Source organism: Paenibacillus vulneris (assembly GCF_039543185.1).
Taxonomy (GTDB): domain Bacteria; phylum Bacillota; class Bacilli; order Paenibacillales; family NBRC-103111; genus Paenibacillus_S; species Paenibacillus_S vulneris.
Genome location: NZ_BAABJG010000037.1, coordinates 1 through 25622 on the forward strand (window position 1 = coordinate 1; position 25622 = coordinate 25622).

Below are 25622 nucleotides of genomic sequence, written 5' to 3' on the forward strand. Positions count from 1 at the left end.
CCGAAGTGATCTATAATAGAGCTTGTCTTAAGCTCAAAATTCAATGCTAGCGAGAATTTTCATTCTCTGTTAAAACATTCACTCGTTGTTCAGTTTTCAAAGGACAATCTTCTCTTGTTTATCGTCACCTTGTTTAGCGGCGACTTTTATAATATATCACATTCGCCTGCTCAATTGCAAGTACTTTTTATTACCACTTCATCATCTGATGAAATCAAGCACTTAACCAACAGAGCCTCAAAAGCGACAAAGAGTAATATACCAAAACCGAACCTAAAATGCAACCTTTTTTTGTTTCCTTATCCTGTAAATTCGTTTCCCGAAAACCCGCGAAGCGGACCTTGGCTCAAACCAATTCAGGTGCTTTGTGAGAACCCAGAGGTTTATAAAGTCTATATAGAAAAAACGTACCTTCCACAAAGGGAAGATACGTTTCGTTGAAATATAAAGCTTAGTCGCCTTGACGCTCACGCATTAATGGGAATAACAGCACATCGCGAATAGAAGGAGCGTTAGTCAGCAGCATGACCAGACGGTCTATGCCGATGCCCAGTCCGCCTGTCGGCGGCATACCGTATTCCAGAGCACGAATAAAGTCATCGTCCATTTCATGCGCCTCATCGTTGCCTTGCTCGCGCTCCAACAGCTGAGCTTCAAACCGCTCCCGCTGATCAATAGGATCATTCAGCTCCGTAAAGGCGTTGGCATGCTCGCGGGCAACAATAAACAATTCGAAACGGTCGGTAAACCGCGGGTCTTGTTCATTCTTTTTCGCTAATGGAGAAATAGCAACAGGATGCCCGTATACAAAAGTAGGCTGAATCAGTGTTTCTTCAACGAACGTTTCGAAGAACTGGTTCACGATGTGGCCGAATGTCATCATAGGCTCTACCGGCACTTTATGTTCTTTGGCCAATTGATGAGCTTCCTCATCGGTCATATGCTTGCTGAAGTCGACACCTACGACCTCTTTAATAGCATCCACCATTGAAACACGTCTCCATTGCGGAGCCAGGTCGACTTCATGGCCTTGGTATTGAATTTTGGTCGTACCCAATACTTCCTGAGCAATATGGGCAATCATGTTTTCCGTCAATTTCATGATGTCCTGATAATCGGCATAAGCCTCGTACAGCTCGATCATCGTAAATTCAGGGTTATGACGGGTGGAAATCCCCTCGTTACGGTATACGCGGCCGATCTCATATACCTTCTCCATGCCCCCGACAATCAGGCGCTTCAAATGAAGCTCGATGGCGATACGCATATACAACTGCATGTCCAGCGCATTATGATGCGTAATAAACGGACGTGCGGACGCTCCCCCTGCAATAGCATGAAGCGTTGGCGTCTCTACTTCCAAGTACCCGCGGGAATCCAGGTAGCGGCGCATCGATTGAATAATTTTGGAGCGTGTAATGAACGTTTGCTGCACTTCCTGATTCATGATCAGGTCCACGTAACGCTGGCGGTAACGAAGCTCAACGTCCTTCAGCCCGTGGTATTTTTCAGGGAGCGGCAGCAGCGATTTGGAGAGCACTTCTACCTCCAGCGCTTTTACGGACAGCTCGCCTGTCTTTGTTTTGAACATGCTTCCTTTAACACCGACGATATCCCCGATATCAAGCATATCAAAGGCTTTGTATTTCACCGTTCCGACCGCATCTTCCCGGACATAAATTTGAATTTTGCCGGTAATGTCCTGGATATGGGCAAAGCTCGCCTTGCCCATACCGCGCTTTTGCATAATGCGTCCGGCAATGCTGACCTCAATCTCCTGTGCTTCCAAGTCCTCTTTGGAAACCTCGTCATATGCTTTAAGCAGATCGGCCGCATGATGGGTAAGGTTAAATTTTTGCCCAAACGGGTCAATGCCAAGCGAGCGAAGCTCGTCCAATTTGTTTCTTCTGATCTGAAGCAATTCGTTTATTTCTTGTTCTACAGTCATGCTAGTTCCCAGCTCCTTATAATTTGCTGTCTATACGTTAAAAAAGCTTCCAAAGGAAGCTTTCTATCGACGGCTTTTACAATAATACCGCATAAAACCCATCTTATTTCTTAATATCGATGATTTCGTACTGAATCACGCCCGCAGGTACGTTAACGTCAACCAAAGAGCCTTTCGATTTGCCAAGAATAGCTTTACCTACCGGGCTTTCGTTGGAGATTTTATTTTGGAACGGATCCGATTCCGCTGTACCTACAATGTTGTATTCCACGATATCGCCGAATTCCAGGTCCTTCAGGGTGACGATAGAGCCAACACTGACGGTGTCTGTGTCGACATCATCATTATTAATAATCCGAGCATTCCGGAGCATCTTCTCCAGCGTCAAAATTCTGCCTTCGATAAACGCTTGCTCGTTCTTCGCATCTTCATATTCGGAGTTCTCGCTGATATCACCGTAGCCGATTGCTACTTTGATCCGTTCGGCAACCTCGCGGCGCTTGACGGATTTGAGGTGCTCCAACTCTTCCTCAAGTTTTTTCAAACCTTCCTGAGTCAGGATGACTTCTTTTTCACTCATTGCAACAATCTCCTGTCATGTGAAAGATTTTCATATTTCGAGCTGATTCCTTCGACTATGAATTCACTTATAAATAATATATTAACGATCGAGATCCTGATGCCTGATCCGCTTGTAATGACTATTGACTGATTATATTGCAACCCCATTCAAATGTCAATCTGAACCAAATGCTGCAAAAAGCCCAATTATTGTACCGCTGCGGACGTCTCCGAGGCTGTATCACTAAGGGATTCCTGACCCAATGAAGCCACGAATTCTTCCAGCACACGGGCCATCTCATCCCGCTTCGTTTGCTCCATAATTACGTCCTTGACACGAGCAGCTCCCGGCAGTCCCTTCAAATACCACGCCAGATGCTTCCGCATTTCTTTCACGGCTACATGCTCTCCTTTGAGCGCAACCAAACGGTCCATATGAAGAAGAGCAATACGCATTTTCTCTTGCCCTGATGGCTCAGGAAGCAATTCGCCGTTCGTTAAGTATTGTATGGTCCGGTACAGCATCCATGGATTCCCGAGTGCAGCCCGACCGATCATTACCCCATCGACACCTGTCTGATCCAGCATTCGCTTGGCGTCTTCCGGTGTGCAAACATCGCCGTTGCCAATGACAGGAATCGACACGGATTCTTTAACTTCCTTAATAATGTCCCAATTAGCGTGTCCCGTATACATTTGTACGCGTGTGCGTCCATGTACGGATACAGCTGCGCCTCCGCCATTCTCTACGGCCTTGGCGTTCTCTACGGCATAAATATGCTCATCGTCCCAACCGATACGCATCTTCACCGTTACCGGCTTAGTTACCGATTTAACCACGGTTGATATCATTTGCTCGATCTTGGGGGGATCCAGAAGCCAACGTGCCCCCGCATCGCATTTGGTGATTTTGGGAACCGGGCACCCCATGTTAATATCAATAATATCCGCATTGGTATGCTGATCTACATATTTGGCCGCTTCGACAAGAGATTCCGTGTCCCCGCCGAAAATTTGCAAGCTGAGCGGCTTCTCCCGGTCATCCACATAAAGCATCTCCATAGTACGGTGATTGCCATGCAAAATGGCTTTATCGCTCACCATTTCCGCACAAACAAGCCCGCAGCCGAATTCCTTGGCAATCAGTCTGAACGCAGGGTTACATACACCCGCCATCGGAGCCAATACCACCTGGTTCGGCGCTTCTACATTTCCTATCTTCAACATGTTAATTCCCTCCTTCCGCATTCGTTCCTACTTCGCAGCAGGCAGCAATTCATCCGGGTCGATGCCCAGGACTTCAGATATTTTTCGGATGATCTTGGGATCAGGCTTCCGCGTCCCTCGTTCGATGGCACCAAGCACGGCGATGGACACTTCGAGCTGATCCGCCAATTCATTTTGGGTGAACCCCTTAAGCTTACGAAAAGCGCGGATGCGCTGTGCTATTGCATTTTTTTCCATAAAGCAACGCCTTCCTTTCCCTCCAGCTTTTCTAGGTGAGCCGCCCATTCGGCAGCCTGCTGCTCACGCCGCGCTTGCATGACCTCGACCAACGGCACAAGGACAAAGGCTCGTTCCAGCATTCTTGGATGGGGAAGGATAAGCGTCGGATCGTCCTGGCGTAAATCATCGTACAGCAGCATATCCAAATCGATCGTTCTCGGTCCCCAACGGAGCTCCCGTGTACGCCCGAGGCTTTGTTCAATATGCTGCATAACGCCTAGCAGCTCTTTCGCCTCCAGGGACGTCCTGATTTCAATGACCATGTTAAGAAAAGCCGCCTGGTCTACGTAGCCTACAGGCTCCGTTTCGTAAATACCGGAACAGCCGCTAACCTCTATCGTTTCGTGTTCTGCCAGCAGGCGAATCGCCTCAAGCAGCAAACGTTCTCTGTCCCCCATATTGGAGCCAAGCGCAATGTATACGCGATGTGAAGGCTGTGAGCCCATGAACTTATGCCCGCTTTCTATGAATTTCAACTGTAACGCCATCGAACACCATTGCAACCGGCGGATGCGGCTTCCTGACGCGTACAGTAATTGCATTTATACTAGTATAAGTTTGTAGAAGCTCAGATGCAACCTGCTCGGCTAAAGCTTCAATCAGCTTGAAAATTCGCTTCTCCACGGTGTTCTTAATGAGCTCATATGCTTCCGCGTAGTTGATAGTGTCCTCCAGATGATCCGTAGCTCCCGGTTTGTCCAAGGGCATATGCATTTCTACATCGACGTGATACCGCTGACCCAGCTTATTTTCCTCGGGAAACACGCCGTGATACCCATAAAATTGCATACCGTTCAATATGATTTTATCCATCATTTACCTCATTTCTCATCGCTCTTGATTGGAAGACGGTGCTTGATAATAGTGTCTGCCATGACAGCGACGCGCTTCATGGATTTGACATCATGAACCCGCATAATTCGACAGCCTTGTGCAATCCCCATGGCTACCGTAGCCGCAGTTCCTTCCACTACGTCGTTCGCAGGAAGCTGCAAAGCGGTTCGGATCATCGTTTTGCGGGAGGTTCCAAGCAGGACGGGATAGCCTATTGCAGCAATTTGATGAAGCTCGTTCATCAGCTGCAAATTTTGCTCGTAGGATTTGGCAAACCCGATTCCCGGGTCCAAAATAATCTGATGGTCTTTCACGCCTGCATCGTGGGCTATCCGGACGCTTTCCAGCAAATCCCCGATCACATCGGGAATGAAATTATCATACTCCGCCTTCACGCGATTATGCATAATCACGATGGGACACCCGTATTCGGCGGCAAGCTTCGCCATATGGAGGTCCTTCTTCAGTCCCCAAATATCGTTCAATAGATGGGCCCCCGCCTCCAGCGCTTGTCTTGCCACCTCTGTCTTGTAGGTATCCACCGACAAGGGCACCTGAATGCCGGCTTCCTTCAAAGCCCGGATAGCAGGAATAACCCGCTCCAGCTCTTGCTCCAATGTAACAAACTCCGCGCCCGGGCGGGTCGACTCTCCTCCAATATCAATAATCCCGGCTCCGTCGGCCACCATCTGTTTAGCATGGTCGACAGCGGCGGAAAGATCGGTAAACTTCCCCCCATCCGAGAAGGAATCCGGAGTAACATTCAAAATCCCCATAATGACTGTTTCGTGATATACATCCAAAGCTATTCCGCGGCAGTCTATGTAAGGCTGCTGCTCATTGACTGATTTCGACATGAGCGTTCACCGTCATTTCCGTATTATTGTGTGATGCCCGTACTGCTCTATGAGCCGCCTCGTCACCGGTCCGGACGTACCGCTGCCTACCATGCGGGAATGGCCCTCCGGATCATACAGTGTCGTCACCGGAACGATCTCTTGAATGGAGTTCGTAATAAAAGCTTCATCCGCCAGCTGCAAATCTCCCCATCGGTACCAGCCTTCTTCTACTGCTATACCGAGCTGTTTGGCCAGATCCATAACAAAAGCTCTCGTTATGCCCGGCAATATTCCCGTATCAAGCGTTGGAGTATGCAGCTGACCGTCTTTGACAAAAAACAGATTGCTTACGATCCCTTCGGCAAGAAAGCCCTGCTTGTCGGTCTGCAAGCCTTCCGCTCCGCCTGCCCATAGGTACCGCTTCATTTCACGCTTGGCTAATATATTATTCATATAATGAAGGGATTTGAATCTTACGCTTCCTTCTGGCGTGTTTCGAGGCAAGGTTAGCAGCTGCAGCGGCTTCCCCTCTCGATACAGCTTCTCGTCCCGAGCCGGCAATCCTTTGACGTACACAATCAAATTGGGTTTGCAGTATTCCCCGGCGGGAAGCCCCAAAATATCTTCCCCCGCCGTTACCGTAAAGCGGAAGTAGGCATCCTCTAACCCGTTCGCTTTAAGGAGCGATTCGATAATTCCCTCCCACTCTCCGGTCCCCGGCTGATAATCCATGCCCAGCTGTTCGCAGCCTGCAATCAACCGATCCTGGTGTTCCTTGAGCAAGAAAGGCTGCCCGTTATACGTACGGAGCGTTTCAAACAGTCCTATGCCGTAAAGAAAACCGTGATCGTATACTGAGACCACGGCCTGTTCTTCCGCTATTAAGCTTCCGTTGACATAGATGTTCACGCCTGCTTCACTGCCGTTTCATTCAAAAAGTTGCGCAGAAGACGCAATCCGTGATCGGTAATGATAGATTCGGGATGGAATTGTACGCCTTCAATAGGATATTCCTTGTGGCGGAGCCCCATAATCTCGCCTTCCTCCGTCTCTGCACTGATTTCCAGGCAATCGGGCAGCGTCTCTCTCTTGACGATCAGGGAATGGTATCGGGTGGCCGTGAAAGGTGATGGGATATCCTTGAAAAGGGTTTTCCCGTCATGCAGGATCGGGGAGGTCTTGCCATGCATGAGCCGCTCGGCCCGAACGACCTCACCGCCAAATACTTGGCCGATCGATTGATGTCCGAGACATACGCCAAGAATCGGAATTTTCCCTTTAAAATGCTCGATCAGCGACAGGCTGATTCCCGCTTCGTTCGGAGTGCACGGCCCCGGAGATATCAGAATATGGTCCGGCTTCAGAGCCTCGATACCGGCCAAGTCGATTTCGTCATTGCGGCGAACCTCCACCTGTTGACCGAGCTCGCCCAAGTATTGCACCAAATTATAAGTAAACGAATCGTAATTATCAATGACTAGGATCACAGCTTTATACCCCCCGCGCTTCCATTTTTTCATTCCATTCGCTATATTGAATTGCTTTCCACATCGCTTTAGCCTTGTTGATGGATTCTGTATATTCCTTCTCAGGGACGGAGTCTATCACAATGCCGGCTCCGGCTTGCACGTAGCCTATCCCTTCCGCCATGACCAAAGTCCGTATAATAATATTAAATTCCATATCGCCATTGTAGTCAATCCATCCGATAGACCCTGTATACGGGCCTCTGCGCACAGGTTCAAGCTCTTCGATAATTTCCATCGTGCGAACCTTGGGAGCCCCTGTAATCGTTCCGCCGGGGAATGCCGCCGCAATGACATCGTAAGCTTCTTTGCCCGGCGCCAGCTTCCCTTCTACCTGCGAGACGATATGCATGACGTGGGAATAATATTCGATGACCATGAAGTCTTCGACCTTTACCGTACCGTAGGTAGATATTTTCCCCAGATCATTGCGCTCCAAATCGACCAGCATAATGTGCTCCGCACGTTCCTTCTCATGATGGATCAATTCATCCGCCAGGCGCTGGTCTTCCTCGGCATCCTTCCCTCTCGGCCGGGTTCCGGCGATAGGCCGGGTCCTCACGGTATCCTCTTCAAGCTGAACCAGCAGCTCCGGCGATCCCGATACAATGTGAAAGTCCCCGAACCGCAGCAGTCCCATGTAAGGAGACGGATTAACGACCCTCAGCCATTCATAGATTGCCTCAGGCGAAGCATGCAGCCGTTTATGCTGTCTGACAGACAAATTGACCTGAAACACATCTCCAGCCCCGATATAGCGCTGAATCTGTTGAACCGCCTGAATGTAGGCTTCTCTCGGGAAATCCGCCTGAATGCCTTCAATGGAGTCGACGTCGATATGAAGCAGGTCTTGATGTATACGTTCCATCATGCCATCACGGAGGGCCCTATACTTCTCCGTTCGATTCGCGGCTGCAACGAGATCCCATTGGCGCTTCATCCGGTCTGCGTCCGCTTCCGCTTCACGGTAAAGCTCGGCCAAGGCGTCAGCCTCTTCCGTGCTCATCTTGTGAACGGCGCAATACAGCACTTGCTCCTCATGGTCGATAATCCAAATCCGGTCGAATCTGGCAAAAGCATAGTCCGGCACCGGCAGGTCGTCCGAGGCTGTCTCCGGGAGCCTCTCGATAGAACGGGCGACATCATAGCCCCAATAGCCGACGCAGCCTCCCAGAAATTTGGGCAGCCCTTGACCGCGAACAGCAGGTGAGCGGTATTCAGCCATCCATTGCTTTACCGCTTCAAGAGGCGCTCCTTCTCCCTCGGTCACGGTGCCGTCTTCATGCTGAACGACGGTTCGCATTCCTTTGCCGCGGATGGCAGATACCGGCTTTAACCCTAGAAAGGTATACCTTCCTCCCTTTCCGCTCTCCAGTACAAAGGAACCCGGTGATGCCTGCTCCCAGGCCGTTTCCCAAGAAATCAACCGATCTTCCTCCAAGGGGTAACGCCGTACGTAGGGAAGCATCGTATAGCGGCCCGCCCATTGCCGCCATTGTTCGTAGGTTATCATCGTAACGGACGCCCCTCCTTGCTTCTCATTCATAAGTTTTGGACTAAGTATACTTGATATTGCAAACGAAAAAAAGCCCCTCTCGATGGAAGGGCCTTTGCTTTTTCGTTATTAGTCTTCGAATTGATACAATGGCGTACTGAGGTATCTTTCACCGTTACTTGGAAGGATAGCGACGACCCGTTTGCCCGGACCCAATTCTTTGGCAACTTTTAATGCTGCAAAGATAGCCGCACCGGAAGAAATACCGCCAAGGATCCCTTCTTCTTTGGCCACACGGCGGGAGGTCTCGAATGCGTCGTCATTCTCGACAGGAATGACCTCATCGTACACCGAAGTGTTCAGGATATCAGGAACGAAGCCTGCACCGATTCCCTGGATTTTATGAGGACCTGGTTTACCGCCGGACAATACCGGAGATGCACTTGGTTCAACCGCATAAATTTTAATGTTAGGGAAATTCTCTTTCAACACGCTGCCCGCACCCGTAATGGTACCGCCAGTTCCGATACCGGCCACGAATGCATCCAGCTTACCGTCATGGGATTGGATGGCTTCCACGATTTCCGGACCTGTTGTTTCACGGTGGATTTTCACGTTCGCTTGGTTTTTAAATTGCTGCGGCATGAAATAAGTCGGATTCTCGGCCAGCAGCTCTTCCGCGCGCTTGATAGCGCCTTTCATGCCTTCCGCTCCAGGAGTCAGTACCAATTGAGCACCATATGCACGAAGCAGGTTGCGGCGCTCTATACTCATCGTTTCAGGCATCACCAGAATGGCTTTGTAACCCTTAGCTGCAGCTACCATGGCCAGGCCGATTCCCGTATTACCGCTTGTCGGCTCAATGATGGTATCACCCGGCTTCAGCTTGCCCTCTTGCTCGGCTACTTCCACCATGCTGATGGCGATACGGTCCTTTACGCTCGCACCCGGATTTTGATACTCCAGCTTAACATACACTTCTGCGCTGCCTTCCGGCACAACGCGATTCAGTTTGACTAACGGGGTTCCACCGATTAATTGTGTTATGTTCTGAACTAGTTTTGCCATCCTGACGTTCCTCCTAAAATAGATATGATGTATAATATCCGAGTAAATTGGTAGGTATTATAATAATATCTTATCAACCGGAGCTTAGGTTGTCAATATCATTTTGTGGATGTGTTTACCAGAAAGGATTGCCCCAGCTACAGCATAACCTGTACTTTATATTTTTCCCGCAGCTTTTTTATCGCGTCCTTAAGCGGCGGCGCTGCACGAAGAGCGAGCTCTTTGCGTACACTTTCCATGATCGTCTCTTTGCTCTCCTTAGGCTGCTCCTTCCGATCCTTCAATTTGATAATATAAAGCTGCCCGTTCAAGTCGATCGGTTTGCTTACCTCTCCTGGCTTAAGCTGTTTAGCCGCTTTCAGAATGGCCGGGGCGATAAAAGGGTCGTCTTCCTCCACCCATCCCAGATCCCCGCCGTTATCGCGTGTCGCATCATCCAAGCTCCGGTCTTTGGCAATCTGGGCAAATTCAATCCCCTTGCTTACGTCAGCCGTTACTTTGGCCGCCTGATCCTTGCTGCTTACGACGATCTGCTGCAAACGAAGCTGGGCCGCCGCTTTAAATTCTTCGGGATGGGACTGGATATAGGCATTGACCTGTTCATCCGAAACAATAATATCCTTCGTAATGATCTTCTCCTGAAGCAGCTTGTCGTAAATATCGGCTTTAAGAGCCTCTGGCGTCAGTCCCAGCTGGACCTTCATCGATTCATAGAATTGTCCTTCATTATCATAGCCTTGCTGCATGCGTTTTAGTTCCTTCTGGATTTCGCTTTCCTCCACAAACAAGCCCAATGCCTTGCCTTCCATGCGAATGACTTCATGATCCACCATTTGATTCAACAATTCCCGGCCATGCTTTTGCAGCAGCTGTTGTTCCAATTCCATGCTGGTAATGGTCTTATCTCCGATAGTTGCGATGACTTTTACTGACGGGTTCTGCTTCGTCTGATCCGGGCTCATGTCGACATGTCGTTGGTTGATTAGATCGGCAGACAATACGGAGGAAAGGATGACAACGGCAATGAACAAAACCGCTACGACTCCCCACAGTATCTTAATGTTTCGCATTCCTAATCCCCTCGTATGGTCACTATTGCTTTATTGGTATTCCAATAGGTTGTCTCAACCTTTATATCGTCCGGTTAAAGCTGATTGATGATAGATTTTAAATCCTCTTCGTCAAAGGTGTAATGTTCGTTACAGAAATGACAGACGACTTCGGATTTCCCGTCCTCTTCCAGGATCTGCTCCAGTTCGTCACGTCCTAATGAGATCAAGGTTTGCTCCACGCGTTCCCGAGAGCATTGGCAGCGGAAATATACGTCCATTTCCTCCAGCACCTCAACATCAGGAACAATACGCTGCAAAATCTGCTCCAGATCCAGCCCTTGTTCAAGTAGGGCGGATACAGGCTCAACTTTCGAAAGCAGCTGCTCGATGAGCGAGATTTCATCCTCCTTCAATCCGGGCAGAAGCTGGATCACAAAGCCTCCTGCAGAAGTAACGGCATAATCTACGCCCACAAGCACCCCTAAGCCAACCGCCGAAGGCGTTTGCTCCGATGTGGCAAAGTAGTATGTAAAATCTTCGGCAAGCTCTCCGGAGATCAAAGGAACGCTCCCGCTGTATGGCTTTTTCAGCCCCAGGTCTTTCACAACACTAATGTAGCCCTCGGTGCCGACCACACCTGCTACATCGAGTTTACCTACCGCGTTAAGAGGGAGATCCGCCTGTGGGTTGGCTACATAGCCGCGTACTTCTCCCTTGGCATTGGCGTCCACTACGATCTGACCGATGGGGCCTCCGCCTTTAATCATGATGGTGAGCTTCTCCTCACCCTTCAGCATAGCCCCCATCATCAGGCCTGCCGACATCGTTCTTCCCAGCGCCGCCGTTGTGGTTGGAGTCATTTGGTGCCGTTTGCTAATCTCATCTACTATTCCGGTAGAGCATACAGCAAAGGCTCTTACCTTGCCGCCCATCGCCGTTGCTCGAATTAAATAATCACGCATTGAGGTTCCCTTTCTATGCTGGTTGGTTTGATTAGGATGCGTTCATCCAATTCCTATTGGTTACGCTGATAGATCATCTGCAGCCCCTGAAGCGTCAGAAGCGGATTCACCTTCTCTATAGTACGGGACTCGCTCGCTATAAGCTCGGCCATTTCTCCTGTAGCGATAACCTTCGCCTGGGCGTTATGCTCCTCGCGAATACGTCCCACAATTCCGTCCACTTGCCCGGCAAAGCCATAAATGATACCTGCCTGCATCGAAGCGACGGTGTTGCGTCCAACGACCGATTTGGGCTTCACAAGTTCAATCCGCGGCAGCTTTGCCGCACGCTGATACAGGGCTTCGGTAGAAATGCCGACACCCGGTGCGACTGCTCCCCCAATATACTGGCCGGATGCATCAATATAATCAAAGGTTGTTGCCGTACCAAAATCAACAACGATGCATGGCGCGCCGTAAAGCTCGATAGCAGCGACTGCGTTCGCGATCCGGTCCGCTCCGACTTCGCGCGGATTCTCGTAACGAACGTTCAGTCCTGTCTTGATACCCGGTCCGACGATAAGCGGGGTTTTCTTTAAATATTTTGAACATAACTGTTCGAGAACAAACATGAGCGGCGGAACGACGGAGGAAATAATAATGCCCTCGATCTGATCCAGCTCAAGCCCCGAATGCTGAAACAAATTGTAAATCATCATTCCGTATTCGTCGGTCGTGCTGGAGCGGTTAGTGCTTAATCGCCAATGATGCAGCAGCTGGTCCCCTTCATAAAGGCCTAATACGATGTTCGTATTCCCTACATCCACCGCCAGTATCATGATGCTCCCCCTTTCCGCTCATTCAAATCCAGGCTGATATCCAAGGCTTGCACCGAATAGGTTAATCGACCGACGGAAATGACGTCTACCCCCGTAGAAGCAATGGCATGTATAGTGTCTAGGGTTACAGATCCTGATGCCTCTACAAGAATATGCGGAGCCTGGGATTTCATGCGTACAACCGATTCACGCATTTGGTCCGTTTTCATGTTGTCCAGCATAATGATATCCGGCTTCGCGCTCAAAGCCTCCTCCAGCTGCTCCATGCTTTCGACTTCCACTTCGATCTTCATCGTATGCGGAATCTGGGAACGTGCGGCCTGAACCGCTTCCTTAATCCCGCCTGCGCCTTTAATATGATTATCTTTAATCATGACCGCATCGTACAAGCCAAATCTGTGGTTATGACCGCCGCCGATACGCACCGCATATTTCTCGAGCAGACGGTGACCGGGCGTCGTCTTCCTCGTATCCACAAGACGGACCGGCAATCCTTGCAGGGCGTCTACGTATTGTCTCGTCCGAGTCGCAATGCCTGACATGCGCTGCATCAGATTCAATGCCAGCCGCTCGCCCAGCAGAATGCTGCGGGTGCTTCCTGTCACCTCGGCCAATACAGTTCCGTAACTGACAGCTTGTCCCTCTTGCACCTTGGGCTCAAAATGAAGCTGTTCGTCGACAAGGGAGAATACGGCTTCAGCAATCGGCAGGCCTGCGATAACCCCGTTATCCTTAAGATGAATAATCCCTTTGGATTGCTGACCGGGAGGAATGGTCGACATGGTCGTTACGTCGCCCATACCGATATCCTCTTCCAGCCACATTTTCAAGCTTTTCTTCACTAAATCCATTTGCAGCTCATACATCGTCAATACGTCCCTCCGTAATGCCGTGCTCGCGATGGAACACCGTATGCTTTCTCCAGTGGAGGTCATCTTTTTCGGGGAAATCCTCCCGATAGTGTCCCCCTCGGCTTTCCTCTCTAATCAAAGCGGCTTGCGTCGTAAGAAGCGCACAGGTAAGAAGATTGGCGAATTCATAATCCTCGCGCTTCGACAAGCAGGTATCATAGATCGAAATCTGCCTTTTCAGCTCCTCGTAGCCCTTCTCCAGCCCTGCCGCATTTCTTTTGAGACCTACATAGCGCAGCATAACCTTTTGCAGCTTAAGCCTTCTTTCCACAATCGGCTGCTTGGCATGCTCTGTCCGATTGGACTCGGACGAAATGGACGGAACGGATCCGACAGGGGAAAGCTGATGAATTCTTTCTATGATTCTGCGCCCGAACACAATTGCCTCCGACAAGGAATTGCTCGCCAGCCGGTTGGCCCCGTGAACTCCTGTAGAGGAAACCTCACCGCAAGCAAACAGCCTTGCAACCTCGGTTTCGCCGTACAGATCGGTTTTGACCCCGCCCATCATATAGTGAGCGGCAGGAGCGACCGGAATCCAGTCGGAGGACAAGTCCAGGCCGTAATTCAAGCAAAACTCATAAATCGTCGGGAACCGGTGCTTCACCGTTTCTTCCGATTCATGGGTAAAATCAATATAAACGAAGGTCGACTTCGTCTGCTCCATTTCGTTGACAATCGCTCGCGCTACAATGTCCCTGGGGGCCAGCTCCAGCTGAGGATCGTACTTCTCCATAAAGCGTTCGCCGTTAATGTTTCTTAATATAGCCCCTTCGCCGCGTACCGCTTCAGAAACCAAAAACCTTGGAGCGCCCGGGTAGCATAACGCTGTCGGATGGAATTGAACAAATTCCATATCCTGAATGAGAGCCCCGGCACGATACGCGATAGCGATTCCGTCGGCAGTCGCAATATCCGGGTTCGTCGTATACCGGAACAGCTGCCCGGCTCCTCCAGTACACAGGATGGTTGCGTTAGCCCGTACAAATACTTTTTGCCCGTCCGGCTTTTGAACCAATGCTCCATAGCATTCCCCGTCTTGCGTAATCAGATCAATAACAAAATGATCGTCCCACAGCTCGATATTCGGATGCTGCTTCGTCTTTTCCGATAAGGCGCGGACGATTTCCGCACCCGTTGCGTCTCCATGAGCGTGCAAAATCCGGCGTTGGCTGTGCGCCCCTTCCTTGGTCAGGGCAAACACTCCATCCTCCAGATCGAACTGCGTCCCCATCTGAATCAGGTCTTGAACTCCGGCAGGGCCTTCATGCACCAAGACGTTGACCGCGGCTGAGGAGCACAACCCGGCCCCGGCGTTCAGCGTATCCTGGTGGTGGTATTCCGGGGAGTCCTCGTCGGAAATTACGGCGGCGATTCCCCCCTGAGCATAGCGTGTATTGCTGTCCAACAGCGACTTTTTGGTGACCATCAGCACTTTAAAATGCTGACTGGCTTTAATAGCGATAAAAAGCCCGGCGATACCCGCACCGATGACGATGACATCTGTATGTACTTGAGGCAGCTCGTCCAGTTGAAAGTCGACTAAATAACGTGGAATCATGATACGCTCTCCTTCTTTAATGCCCAAAAATGGTTAAAAGCTTCAAAGGAAATAGAGCTTATGCATACTGACACAAACAAGAGAGTAGCGCATGCTACTTCACTTGTAGCATGCGCTCCAGGGACGCCTTGGCTTGTTCTGCGATGTGCGGCGGTACATAAATTTGCGGCTGCATCGTCTCCAAACATTTGGCAACCTTTTTTAGGTTGTTGACTTTCATATTCGGACAAACCAAATATTTTGTTGCGAAATGGAACTTCTTATTCGGACTATCCAAGCGAAGCTGATATCCTGTACCGTCTTCCGTGCCAACAATAAATTCTTGGCAGTCAGATTCCTTACAGTACTTGATAATGGCTGTCGTACTGCCTACAAAATCACCCAGTTTCACCACTTCAGGGCGGCATTCCGGATGAACCACAAATTGGGCATTCGGATGGAGAGCTTTCATTTCCTCTACATCTTTGACGGTTAACATGTCATGAGTGTTGCAATATCCTTCCCAAATAATGACTTTTTTGTCCGTAAATTTGGAAACGTAATCACCCAGGTTTTTATCAGGCACCCAGATGATCTCATCGGAGTCGACGGAGTTAATGACTTTGATAGCATTAGCCGAGGTACAGCAAATATCGGTTTCGGATTTCACATCTGCCGAAGTGTTAATGTAAGCTACCACTTTGGCATTCGGATGCTGCTTCTTCAGTGCACGGAGTCCATCCACATTGACCATATCGGCCATCGGACAGCCCGCTCTCTCATCCGGTATCAGAACAGTTTTGTTCGGAGCCAGTATTTTTGCGCTTTCGCCCATAAAATGAACACCGCAAAATACAATAACGTCAGCGTCGGTCGATGCCGCCTTTTGGGCCAGCAAAAAAGAATCGCCGCGAAAATCAGCAATTTCCTGGATTTCATCACGTTGGTAATAATGAGCAAGAATAATAGCGTTGCGTTCCTTCTTCAATTGAGCAATTCGTTCCTTAAGCTCCCTTTTCTGTTCTTCCTTGCGCTCCAGAGCTAATGCTTCCATCGTCGCATTACCATCCTTTCCGTCCCTATGCCCCTTTTTATTTAACAACTAAGTCGTGAAAATGTTCACATATTGTTTGAAGATTTACAACTAATTTACACAACATCCCCGGTGGTGTCAATGCTCAAATAACAACAAAATACCCGAATTCATTCAGCAGATGACGGTGTTGTTCCGTGCTTTGGTCTCTAGTGTCCAGTTTCTATGTTAAGGCTAAATAAAGACAGTGAAAATGGGTGCATTGTCTCGCTGATGTACTTACACAAGTTGAGACCTTAAGGCTTCGCTTCCGCAACCCCCCGTTTCGTAAACAAGTTGTTTATCTGTTAACGGGAAAGTGGTGTCTAGACAGCTACGGCGCAAAAAAAACCGAAAGGCATTCGCCTTCCGGTTCTGTGTCTCTTTATTTGTTCTCTTTATCTTCCTCATCGGAAGTACCTTTGTCGAAGTCCAGCTTGTTGGCATCTGCCGTTTGCTGTTGACCGACAATGTTCACCTTCACTTCAGAGCCGGCATCATCCAGCCTGCCGTTCTCGATGAGCTGCTTGATTTGTTCTTTCTCGAGTGTTTCCTTCTCGAGCAAGGTTTCGGCAATCAGGCGAACCTGATCCGCGTACTTCTCGAGCGTTTCTTTTGCTCTGGCATAGCAGCTGCGGATGATCGTCTGCATCTCTTGGTCGATTTCATAGGCAATCGCATCACTGTAGTTTTGCTCATGTCCGAAATCACGGCCCAGGAACACTTGCCCCTGAACATTACCAAACTGCATAGGACCCAGCTTATCGCTCATGCCGTATTCCATAATCATCTTGCGTACAATGCCGGTTGCCCGTTGGAAGTCACTGTACGCGCCAGTACCGATCTCGCCGATAAACAGCTCCTCGGATACGCGTCCGCCCAGCAAACCGGTAACTTTATCAAGAAGCTCGTTCTTGGTATTCATCATCCGGTCTTCGCCTTCCTTAGGCAGCATCATGACATAGCCGCCTGCACGACCGCGAGGAATAATCGTAACCTTGTGGACCATATCGGCATTCTCCAAATGGTAGCCGATAATTGTGTGCCCGGCTTCGTGGAAAGCCACCATGCGCTTCTCGCGTTCGCTGATGACGCGAGCTTTCTTCTGCGTACCGACAATAACGCGGTCGAACGCTTCGTCCAGCTCTTCCATAGAGATATCTTTCCGGTTGCGGCGGGCCGCGATCAATGCAGCCTCATTGAGCAGGTTCTCCAGGTCAGCGCCTGTAAAGCCTGTTGTGTATCTCGCCAGCACATCCAGTTTAACGTCTTTATTCAAAGGCTTGTTGCGAGCATGTACCTTGAGCACCGCTTCACGACCCTTGACATCCGGACGATCCACCGTAATTTGACGGTCAAAGCGTCCCGGACGAAGCAGCGCAGGGTCTAGAATATCCGGCCGGTTGGTAGCCGCGACGATAATAATCCCTTCATTCGCTCCGAATCCGTCCATCTCCACGAGGAGCTGGTTGAGAGTCTGCTCCCGCTCGTCATGACCGCCGCCCAAACCGGCGCCGCGCTGACGGCCTACAGCGTCAATCTCGTCTATAAATATAATACAAGGTGCATTTTTCTTAGCGTTTTCGAACAAATCGCGGACACGGGATGCACCCACACCGACGAACATTTCTACGAAATCGGAACCGCTTATGCTGAAGAACGGAACTCCCGCTTCGCCGGCAACCGCTCGCGCCAGCAAAGTTTTACCCGTTCCCGGAGGACCATTCAACAGAACCCCTTTAGGAATTCTGGCTCCTACGGCAGCAAACTTACGAGGATCCTTCAAAAATTCGACTACTTCCACAAGCTCTTGCTTTTCTTCGTCTGCCCCCGCTACATCCTCAAAGGTCACGCGCTTCTTCTCTTCATTATAAAGCCTCGCGCGGCTTTTTCCGAAATTCATCACCTTACCGCCGCCACCCTGCGCCTGATTCAACAGGAAGAAGAACAGGATGAAAATAATGACAAACGGAATAATGGAGGTAAGGAAACTGATCCAGACATTGTCCCCTTCCATTTTCTCGATGACGATGTTAGGCACGTCGCTCTTCTCGATCAAAGTAACGGTTTCTTGGTCGTAAGGCGCCCGGGTTTCGAAATTCTTCTTATCCGGCGACTCTGGAGTTTTATATTTACCACGAACCAAGTATGTTTGTCCGTCATATCTCAAACTGACCGATTCCACATTTTTGCTGATTAAGGCCTGTCGGAGCTTATCGTAGCTGATTACGTCTTTCTGGTCATTCTGTGTGCTGATAAAGTGAACGATACCGACAGTGACCAAAAAAATGAGCAAATAAAAGCCTGTATTGCGAATAATTCGATTCATCCCCTACCTCCTCTCAAAAACGGCAACTTTGTATATTGTACCACAGCAAGTCTTGGCATCACAAGAAATGCTAATGGGAGTAAACCTCGGGCTTCAGTATGCCGACATACGGCAAATTGCGGTACTTCTCCGCGTAGTCCAAACCATATCCAACAACGAACGCGTCAGGAATAACGAACCCTTTATAGTCTGCGTCCAATTCCACAGTTCTACGCCCAGGCTTATCGAAAAGTGCGGCCACCGTAATGGAAAGAGCGTTGCGGCGCTCCAATACGTCGATCAAGTAGCTCAAGGTCAATCCGCTATCAATAATGTCTTCGACAATAATAATGTGCCGTCCTTCTACAGGAACGTCGAGATCCTTAATAATTTTGACGACCCCGGACGATTTGGTCGATTGACCGTAGCTGGAAACCGCCATGAAATCAATTTCCAAGGGCACTGTAATCTGTTTAACCAAATCCGCCATAAAAATAAACGCACCCTTCAGTACACAAATGACTAGCGGATTGCGTCCTTCGAAATCGCGGCTTATTTGTTGGCCCATCTCCTTTACTTTGTCCTGAATCAGTTGCTCGCTGTAAAGTACTTCTTGAATGTCGTTTTGCAAGAGAGAACCTCCTACTTGGAATAAAATGATCTTGTAATGCTATCTTAACACAGTGGACAAAAAACCTTCCTCCATGCAAAGTTTCAAGTGAAGCCATGCTTTCGTATTCCCGGTTACCGGAGCCCACGAGGATCTTCTAATCCCCGGCAGCCATATAATGCGATGCTCCGCATCCTCGATGACAGGTATTCTGGCTCTGAGACTCGGCGGAATCTTGGCGTCGATGAAAATATCTTTTACTTTTTTCGACCCGTTTAGTCCGAACAGGTTCATTCTGTCCCCGTCAGCGCGGCTGCGCACCGTCAGCGGAAATGCCAGCAAATCTGCATCGAACCACTCCGAGGCTCTGTCCCCGGAATTACGCTCGTACTTCCCCGCCTCTTCCAACAAAGCGCATTCGATAACCGCTCCCGTTTCGGAAACGGTCAAGCTTCCTTGACGGGGCTGTAGCGTGTACAGGTAGGGCTTAGGCGGTACCACATAAGTATGTAATTGGATACGGTCATATTCCCTTGTTAGCGTCAGATTATGTCCTATATCGATACGTTGGTTGGAAGGCTCTTCCTTGACGATTAGCTCCCTCATCTGCTCCAGCTTGGTAAAATCAAGGGAATCGGCCTCAAAAGAAAGATAATTTAATATTAGTTTAATCAATCGCCTTTGTAAAGCAACATGTACCCCGGCAAACCAATTTCTTGACCATTGTGCGAAATCGCTTTCTACGGCCACATTTTGTTCAAATATGGCGGATGCCTGCTGATCCAGAAAATCATCTTCTGCAGCCATTGTAACTGACAGCCGATTGAGCGCCTGCGGCAGCTGATCATTATATCTTTGCTGAAGCATCGGCAGCAGCTCTAGACGGATTTCGTTCCGAAGATACTTCGTACTCAGATTGCTGCTATCCATAAAATAAGTAAGCTGATGATGATGGCAGTAGTCCAGCAGCTCTGATTTATATATACGGAGCAACGGGCGCACAAGTTCCACATTCCGTTCGGTCCGCCGAATGGGGATTCCTGCCAGGCCGGAGGGTCCCGTACCGCGGAGCAGCCGCATCAGCATGGTCTCCGCCTGATCATCCGCATGATGGGCGAGAGCGATCTTCCCCGCGCCCAACCTGGCGGCCGTTTCCTGCAGGAAACGGTACCTCAGCTCGCGGGCGGCCGCCTGCGCGTTCATCCCGGTATCCTGAATATACTGGGGCACGTTGATGACGGCAACTTCACACGGAAGGCCAAGCCTGTCGGAAAAGTCCTTGACGAACTCCGCTTCCCTTGCGGACTCCTCCACCCTGAATTGATGATTGACATGCGCTACCGTTAATCGCCACTCCCATCGTTCGGACAGCAAAAAAAGGACATGCAGCATGGCTATGGAATCAGGTCCCCCCGATACCGCAGCAACGATACTGTCCCCTCGGCAAAGCAGCTGTTCGTCTTTCAATTGCCTCTCAATCCTTGATACCAGATCCATCGCCATAAATCCTTTCATACGGCCGTTATGCTTCCTCACGACCAATACATATAAACCGTCAAGCCGAAGACCACGAGCGAAGCCGCGAAGCAAACTTTGAGCCAGGTTCCCCCTGTAGAACGCGGAGATTTGGCCGGTCTCGGGTAGCTCTGCCTCCGCCAATCCGCCAAAGCCTGCTTCGATGTCGAATATTTCCCGAGCAGCATCTTGCGCAGCACAGGGGCAGCCTGGCTTAAGGCTTTGTTCGATTGCAGCATGTCGAGCAGCATGTCCGCATTCCGGTTTTGCGGCAGCACCTGCTTGATTCCCGCAAGCCGGCGCTCGGCATCGGTGCTGCTGATCAGGAGCACCGCAAAGGCAAACAAATCGTATGCCTCATCCGCAGTGCGGCTTCCAGCTCCCCAGAACCCGCGGTCGTACACCTCTGTAAACTGCTTGACGGCATTCCCCTTGGGGGTAACTCCGCCAAAATCGATCAAATCAACGTCACCGTATCCCGAGACGATAAGGTTCTCCATCTTGATATCGCCGAATATGTAATCTTCCTTATGCAGCTCTACCAATTTGCGCAGCAGGTTCAAGCCTATCAGATAAATCCAATCCCGGCCGTTAAGCTTCATAAAATCGCCGATGGATGATCCCTTGAAATAAGGCATGACATAGAACGGAATATCCTGGCCGTCCCGTTGATAATCATCCACGTCGAGCAAATATTGCCGAAACGATGTATTCGACCGCGACAATGCCTTCAGCGCGTTGACCTCCGACTGGTGATCCACAGCGTCAAAGCCGGTCTTCATCGCGTAATGCAGTTTGCCCCGCCTGACCAGATATACCTTGCCGTTGGCCCCTGCGCCCAGCAGGCGCTCGATCCGGTATTGCCGCTTATTCCACTTGCCGATAACGACCGTTCCGGAAACCGCGAACGGCTCAAACGACGTAGTCACTCAGAATCCCATCCTCGCCTTTATGCTTGCTCGCTGTTCCGGACGGCTCCTCGCGCCCGAAGGTTTGATCCCGGTGCAGCCCTTCCCCGGCTCCTGTCATGAACTGGATGACCTTGAGAAGCGCAGGCCCGGTCGGGGTCGTACCCTTCATGTTTAATTTATAAAACAAACGGTTCAGATTTGCAAGGTCCCGCGTCCAGCCGAGGTCCATTTCGACCTCATCCTCGCCGGAAACCGATGCCGGAAAATGAAAGACGGCCATTTCGCTGTCCCCTTTGCGCGCCTGAATGCTTAGCTGCAAATCATAGATCGCTTCTTTCACCGCCTGCAGCTTGGGCTTCATGCTGGCACTCGTATCGATGAGCAGCGCTACCTGCAAGGAAGACGATTCGGACAGCTCATCCATGACCTGCACGACCTGCGACCGCTTGTCCGGAGGAAGACTTTCAATCTTGGAGTCTCCCAAAATATGCTGAAGCTCTTTCCCAACCACCTGCTGAATGGTTTGCACTACCGTTTTACGCGTCATCATTTGAACCGTTTGCGAGAGCTCGGATGCGTTCACTATACGGCTGAGCCCGCCTCCCGCGCTGGCCGTCTCGTTGATTTCCTCTATGCCATGCTCCCCGATTTCACTAGAATCGATCAAACCGATAACATTGACGATAATCCCTTCCGCCTTGGCGTGTGCGGCGGCAATGACAGGACTGACGCCCACGTTGGAGCAGCCGTCCGTTATTAAAATAATTTGCTTCATAAATGCCTCTTCCTCCCTATAACGAATAGTATGATCTCTAGTTTTTCCATTTTGCGAGATTCCTAAACTTAAGGGAGAAGTCGACAGGCCGCGGCAAAAAGGCACTTCCTCTCAGTCAGAGAAGAAAGCGCCTGTCCATAGGTTAACTGACCGTCTTGGGGCGTTCAATCCGCTGCAGCCCGGGCCATCGGAACGTTGCCCATTCCGGCTGGTATTTCTCCACGCGGGCGACAACGACGGTCATATCGTCATATATATTGCCGTGATGGTAGCGGACGACCCGCTCGAGCAAAATATCCGCAAACTCCTGCGGAACATCAGTATGGATTTCCGACAGCACCCGCTTCATCCAAAGCTCCTTATTGACAGCATGGCCCGGCGCATCGTAAATCCCATCGGTCATCATAATCAGAATATCCCCAGGCTGCAGCGGCAGGCTTACCAGATCGACATCAATGTCGTTCACGATCCCTACCGGCAAATTATTTGCCGAAATGGGGAATACCTCCGAGCCGCGCTTAATAAAGCTTGGCGTCGAACCAATCTTCAAGAAGGTCGTATTCGCATTATATAAATCGATCAGTGCAACATCCACTGTCGCATACATTTCATCAGACGAGCGCAGCATCAGAACGGAATTGACGGATTTGATCGCAAGCTTCTCCTCCATGCCCGATTGCAGCAGCTGCTGCAATATGCTGAGTGCCGCGCTGCTCTCCGCCCGGGCCCGTTCACCATTCCCCATGCCGTCGCTTAAAGCGACGGCAAACTTCCCGTTGCCGAGCTCTACGGCGCTGAAGCTGTCTCCCGACAGCAAATCGCCGTTCTTGGCGGCGCCGGCAATACCGGTCTCGACTTCATATTCCTTAGCCGAGCCGAACACTACAGTGCTGTACCCCTCCTTGCGTTCAAGCGCCTGTTCATTCTTGACGGCAATATGCTCTCCTAATATTTCAGAAAGCAATGGTGCTATGATTTTGCGGCATTCATCAAATCCTTTCGTGAATTGATGGATAATTTCGATTTCCACGTTCCCTTCGTCCAGACTTATAATGTCGATGCTGTGGATGGATAGCCCCAGCTCCTCCAATGCGCTGCGAATCTGTTCCTCCTGCATGAACAGCTCCTGGCCCTCCCGTTTGATTTCCTTGGCCAAGTCCTCCATCACCTGCGAGACCCCAGATAGCTGCTCCGCCACCAGCTGGCGGCTCTCCATGATCTGTTTTTTCCAATGCTGATCGTTCTTGTACAGGCTGTACTGATGCTTCATCACCTCAAGCACTTGATCCGGCTTAATGCAGTGCTTTTTCCATTGAGGCAAAATATGCTTTCTTGCGAGCGGCCCCCTGACCTCCACCTCCGTCATCATATCGGTCATAAATTTATAGGTTTGATAAAATTTATCATCCCAGCATTGGCTTCGCTTCCAGCAGCCCTTGCAGGACTGCTCAGCGACCGAATTCATAAAATGCCCGACCTCCTCCTCCTTCTGAAGCGGCTGCACATCCGCCGTAATTTGCTTGAAGCTGCGCGACAGCTGGCGGAACACCTCGCTGAATTGCTCCACGCGGCTTGCCGTAACATCTCTCACCCGTTTGGCATAGTCATGCTGGGATTTCAAATTTTCCTGAGTGCCGGGCACATATTTGGCCAGCATTTGAATTACCGCTTTCGGTGTAAAGATGAATAAAATAACGGCAGCCAGCGATTCCCAGGTTGAATTCAACACTTCCGATTGGTTCCCGATATAAATCGTGAGAATAGATGAGCCCAGCAGCATGCCGAGCGATACCGCGAGTTTGTTTCCCTCCTTCAATAAGCCTGCCAGCATACCGGCAAAAGCAAGAAGACTCATCTGGTAGATGGCATTGGTATTGGCAAGACTAAGGATTAATCCGGTAATGACCCCGACGGATGCCCCTAACGGAGCCCCTCCCACCAGGGCGAACAGCAATATGAGATAGCGTGACAGTACATGCTCTACGGTAACCGGCCCCACCAACCAGCCCACAGTCCCTGTCATCACGGAAGCGAGAAGAATAATAAGGCATATGACTTCCTCGTTCTTTAAGCTGTAATTTTTGCGGGTTAAGGTAAACACCGGAATCGCCTGCAAAAAGATATGCGTCAGTATGAGGCTGAGCAGCGACTCCACTCCAATCATCAAGAACGCATAACCACTCAGCTGCGTATTGACCAAGCTGGCAAAGAGCTGGACGAAGAAGGTGGAGAAAAATACAATGACCGGTGCATAAGAAATATCGGATCGTTCAAACCTCTCGACCCCTTTTTGGATGAGAAGAAAGACGAGCATCTGTGCAGCAATATAGCCTGCGTGTGCAGGAGCAGCCGAGAAGATGCTGCCGGCCAGCAGGAAGGTCCCCGCCCAGAACAGCAGCTCCCTTCGCAAGAAATACATGACCGCAAAGAAGGCTACGGCGAACGGCGCCAGCTGATCCAGGATCATTGCCCTTCCCAATAAAAATGCCATAAACAAAAGAAGAATGGACCATTTTTTGGCAACGACGGATTGAACCAAGCGATTTTCCACGACGATGCTGGTAATACGGCTTTTCCCTGATTGCATCCAACGACTCCAAACGATTCCAACTTGACCGGCATTTAATTTTCTTTGCATATTTCCTGAACACCACCCATAGACTATTTAGTGGTTCTAGTATATGGGCAGTCTACTATAAAGTTTGTCAGAATGAGTTGGTAGAGCAAAAGTTTTTTCCGACAAAAAAAAGAAGCCGGGCCGAGTCGGCGCCAGCCCTTATATAGACGGCCGTGAAGGACTATGGCAGGGTACGGAATTTATCACATATCCAAACAAGCGTTCGGCTTATGAACTGGTCAAGCCTCCTCTATTGCCGTTACATGGTGTCGATTCACCGGGGGCTCTTTAACGATACGACAAAACAACTGAAACAGGATTCATCGGCCGACATGGATTGGGATATTATTCCACAACTTTCCACTCCCCTGAGCTTAAAATGGTCACATGGTCAAGATTCGCCCGAAACGTCTCACCACTTGCCATGGAATGACACGAATTCTGCCAGAGCACGGAGCTAATAACGAAATTGCTGAAAAAAAATAGCTTCGCAAAGCAGGCATTGGCATCGAAGCTGGTTCAGGTATTTTGGATGAGCCACAAAATGCTACATGACAACGAAAAATACCCTTCCCGAAATCGGATTTCGGAAAGGGTGTCTTCTTGTATCTTCTATAGCGGCGAAGGGGATCGAACCCCCGACCTCACGGGTATGAACCGTACGCTCTAGCCAGCTGAGCTACACCGCCACAACAATCAGAATTATATACTACCGCCGCAGCGTTTGTCAAGATAGCTGGTGTTAGACCCCACA

Annotated in this window: 23 protein-coding genes and 1 tRNA gene; all 24 read right to left on the reverse strand. The window is 50.0% G+C overall.

Translation table 11 applies throughout. The features are described 5' to 3' along the window. Positions 1-451: 451 nt before the first annotated feature. A complete protein-coding gene (lysS, locus tag ABEA66_RS28390; protein ID WP_079914950.1) occupies positions 452-1948 on the reverse strand; it encodes a lysine--tRNA ligase in 1497 nt (498 codons plus the stop codon). 103 nt (positions 1949-2051) lie between these two features. Continuing rightward, entirely contained in the window at positions 2052-2528 is a 477-nt protein-coding gene (gene greA, locus ABEA66_RS28395; protein ID WP_079914949.1) for a transcription elongation factor GreA, read from the reverse strand. A 188-nt stretch (positions 2529-2716) separates the two neighbouring features. Continuing rightward, positions 2717-3736: a tRNA dihydrouridine synthase DusB gene (gene dusB, locus ABEA66_RS28400; RefSeq protein ID WP_345592982.1), complete on the reverse strand. Its 1020-nt coding sequence runs from the start codon at positions 3734-3736 to the stop codon at positions 2717-2719. A gap of 27 nt (positions 3737-3763) precedes the next feature. After that, positions 3764-3973 carry a helix-turn-helix domain-containing protein gene (locus ABEA66_RS28405; protein WP_079914947.1) on the reverse strand — a complete coding sequence of 70 codons (210 nt, stop codon included), beginning with the start codon at positions 3971-3973 and terminating at the stop codon, positions 3764-3766. After that, positions 3955-4461, reverse strand: coding sequence for a 2-amino-4-hydroxy-6-hydroxymethyldihydropteridine diphosphokinase (gene folK, locus ABEA66_RS28410; protein WP_345593071.1), 507 nt, complete (start codon positions 4459-4461; stop codon positions 3955-3957). Before folK ends, ABEA66_RS28405 begins: the two co-directional genes overlap by 19 nt. Before the next feature lie 4 nt (positions 4462-4465). Then, complete coding sequence (gene folB, locus ABEA66_RS28415; RefSeq protein WP_345593073.1) at positions 4466-4828, reverse strand: dihydroneopterin aldolase; 363 nt, start codon at positions 4826-4828, stop codon at positions 4466-4468. A gap of 8 nt (positions 4829-4836) precedes the next feature. Further along, positions 4837-5706, reverse strand: coding sequence for a dihydropteroate synthase (folP, locus tag ABEA66_RS28420; RefSeq protein ID WP_345592985.1), 870 nt, complete (start codon positions 5704-5706; stop codon positions 4837-4839). 12 nt (positions 5707-5718) lie between these two features. Beyond that, positions 5719-6597, reverse strand: a complete 879-nt coding sequence (gene pabC / locus ABEA66_RS28425; RefSeq protein WP_345592987.1) for an aminodeoxychorismate lyase — start codon at positions 6595-6597, stop codon at positions 5719-5721. After that, entirely contained in the window at positions 6594-7175 is a 582-nt protein-coding gene (gene pabA / locus ABEA66_RS28430; protein WP_192705810.1) for an aminodeoxychorismate/anthranilate synthase component II, read from the reverse strand. The genes pabC and pabA overlap by 4 nt, the downstream gene beginning before the upstream one ends. A 4-nt stretch (positions 7176-7179) precedes the next feature. Beyond that, the gene (locus tag ABEA66_RS28435; RefSeq protein WP_345592990.1) at positions 7180-8727 is read right to left on the reverse strand and encodes an anthranilate synthase component I family protein; all 1548 of its coding nucleotides are present in this window, start codon (positions 8725-8727) and stop codon (positions 7180-7182) included. A 111-nt stretch (positions 8728-8838) separates the two neighbouring features. Further along, entirely contained in the window at positions 8839-9777 is a 939-nt protein-coding gene (gene cysK, locus ABEA66_RS28440) for a cysteine synthase A (protein WP_079914940.1), read from the reverse strand. A gap of 137 nt (positions 9778-9914) precedes the next feature. Further along, entirely contained in the window at positions 9915-10847 is a 933-nt protein-coding gene (locus ABEA66_RS28445) for a peptidyl-prolyl cis-trans isomerase (protein ID WP_345592993.1), read from the reverse strand. Positions 10848-10921: 74 nt separating this feature from the next. After that, positions 10922-11791: an Hsp33 family molecular chaperone HslO gene (hslO, locus tag ABEA66_RS28450; protein WP_079914938.1), complete on the reverse strand. Its 870-nt coding sequence runs from the start codon at positions 11789-11791 to the stop codon at positions 10922-10924. A 53-nt stretch (positions 11792-11844) separates the two neighbouring features. Continuing rightward, a complete protein-coding gene (locus tag ABEA66_RS28455) occupies positions 11845-12609 on the reverse strand; it encodes a type III pantothenate kinase (protein ID WP_079914937.1) in 765 nt (254 codons plus the stop codon). Then, on the reverse strand, positions 12606-13475 hold the full coding sequence (gene nadC, locus ABEA66_RS28460) for a carboxylating nicotinate-nucleotide diphosphorylase (RefSeq protein WP_345593075.1): 870 nt from the start codon (positions 13473-13475) through the stop codon (positions 12606-12608). The genes ABEA66_RS28455 and nadC overlap by 4 nt, the downstream gene beginning before the upstream one ends. Beyond that, complete coding sequence (gene nadB / locus ABEA66_RS28465) at positions 13468-15081, reverse strand: L-aspartate oxidase (RefSeq protein WP_345592997.1); 1614 nt, start codon at positions 15079-15081, stop codon at positions 13468-13470. Before nadB ends, nadC begins: the two co-directional genes overlap by 8 nt. 94 nt (positions 15082-15175) lie before the next feature. After that, positions 15176-16114: a quinolinate synthase NadA gene (gene nadA, locus ABEA66_RS28470; protein WP_079914934.1), complete on the reverse strand. Its 939-nt coding sequence runs from the start codon at positions 16112-16114 to the stop codon at positions 15176-15178. Positions 16115-16517: 403 nt separating this feature from the next. Then, complete coding sequence (ftsH, locus tag ABEA66_RS28475; protein ID WP_079914933.1) at positions 16518-18461, reverse strand: ATP-dependent zinc metalloprotease FtsH; 1944 nt, start codon at positions 18459-18461, stop codon at positions 16518-16520. Positions 18462-18531: 70 nt separating this feature from the next. Next, complete coding sequence (gene hpt / locus ABEA66_RS28480) at positions 18532-19071, reverse strand: hypoxanthine phosphoribosyltransferase (RefSeq protein ID WP_079914932.1); 540 nt, start codon at positions 19069-19071, stop codon at positions 18532-18534. 39 nt (positions 19072-19110) lie between these two features. Continuing rightward, on the reverse strand, positions 19111-20565 hold the full coding sequence (gene tilS, locus ABEA66_RS28485; RefSeq protein WP_345593004.1) for a tRNA lysidine(34) synthetase TilS: 1455 nt from the start codon (positions 20563-20565) through the stop codon (positions 19111-19113). Between the two features lie 17 nt (positions 20566-20582). Beyond that, positions 20583-21494 (reverse strand): protein kinase domain-containing protein, encoded by a 912-nt coding sequence (locus ABEA66_RS28490; RefSeq protein ID WP_345593006.1) that lies wholly within the window; start codon positions 21492-21494, stop codon positions 20583-20585. Continuing rightward, positions 21478-22251, reverse strand: a complete 774-nt coding sequence (locus tag ABEA66_RS28495; protein ID WP_079914930.1) for a vWA domain-containing protein — start codon at positions 22249-22251, stop codon at positions 21478-21480. The genes ABEA66_RS28490 and ABEA66_RS28495 overlap by 17 nt, the downstream gene beginning before the upstream one ends. A 142-nt stretch (positions 22252-22393) precedes the next feature. Beyond that, the gene (gene spoIIE / locus ABEA66_RS28500; RefSeq protein ID WP_345593009.1) at positions 22394-24838 is read right to left on the reverse strand and encodes a stage II sporulation protein E; all 2445 of its coding nucleotides are present in this window, start codon (positions 24836-24838) and stop codon (positions 22394-22396) included. Between the two features lie 645 nt (positions 24839-25483). After that, a tRNA-Met gene (locus ABEA66_RS28505) sits at positions 25484-25557 on the reverse strand. Between the last annotated feature and the right edge of the window lie 65 nt (positions 25558-25622).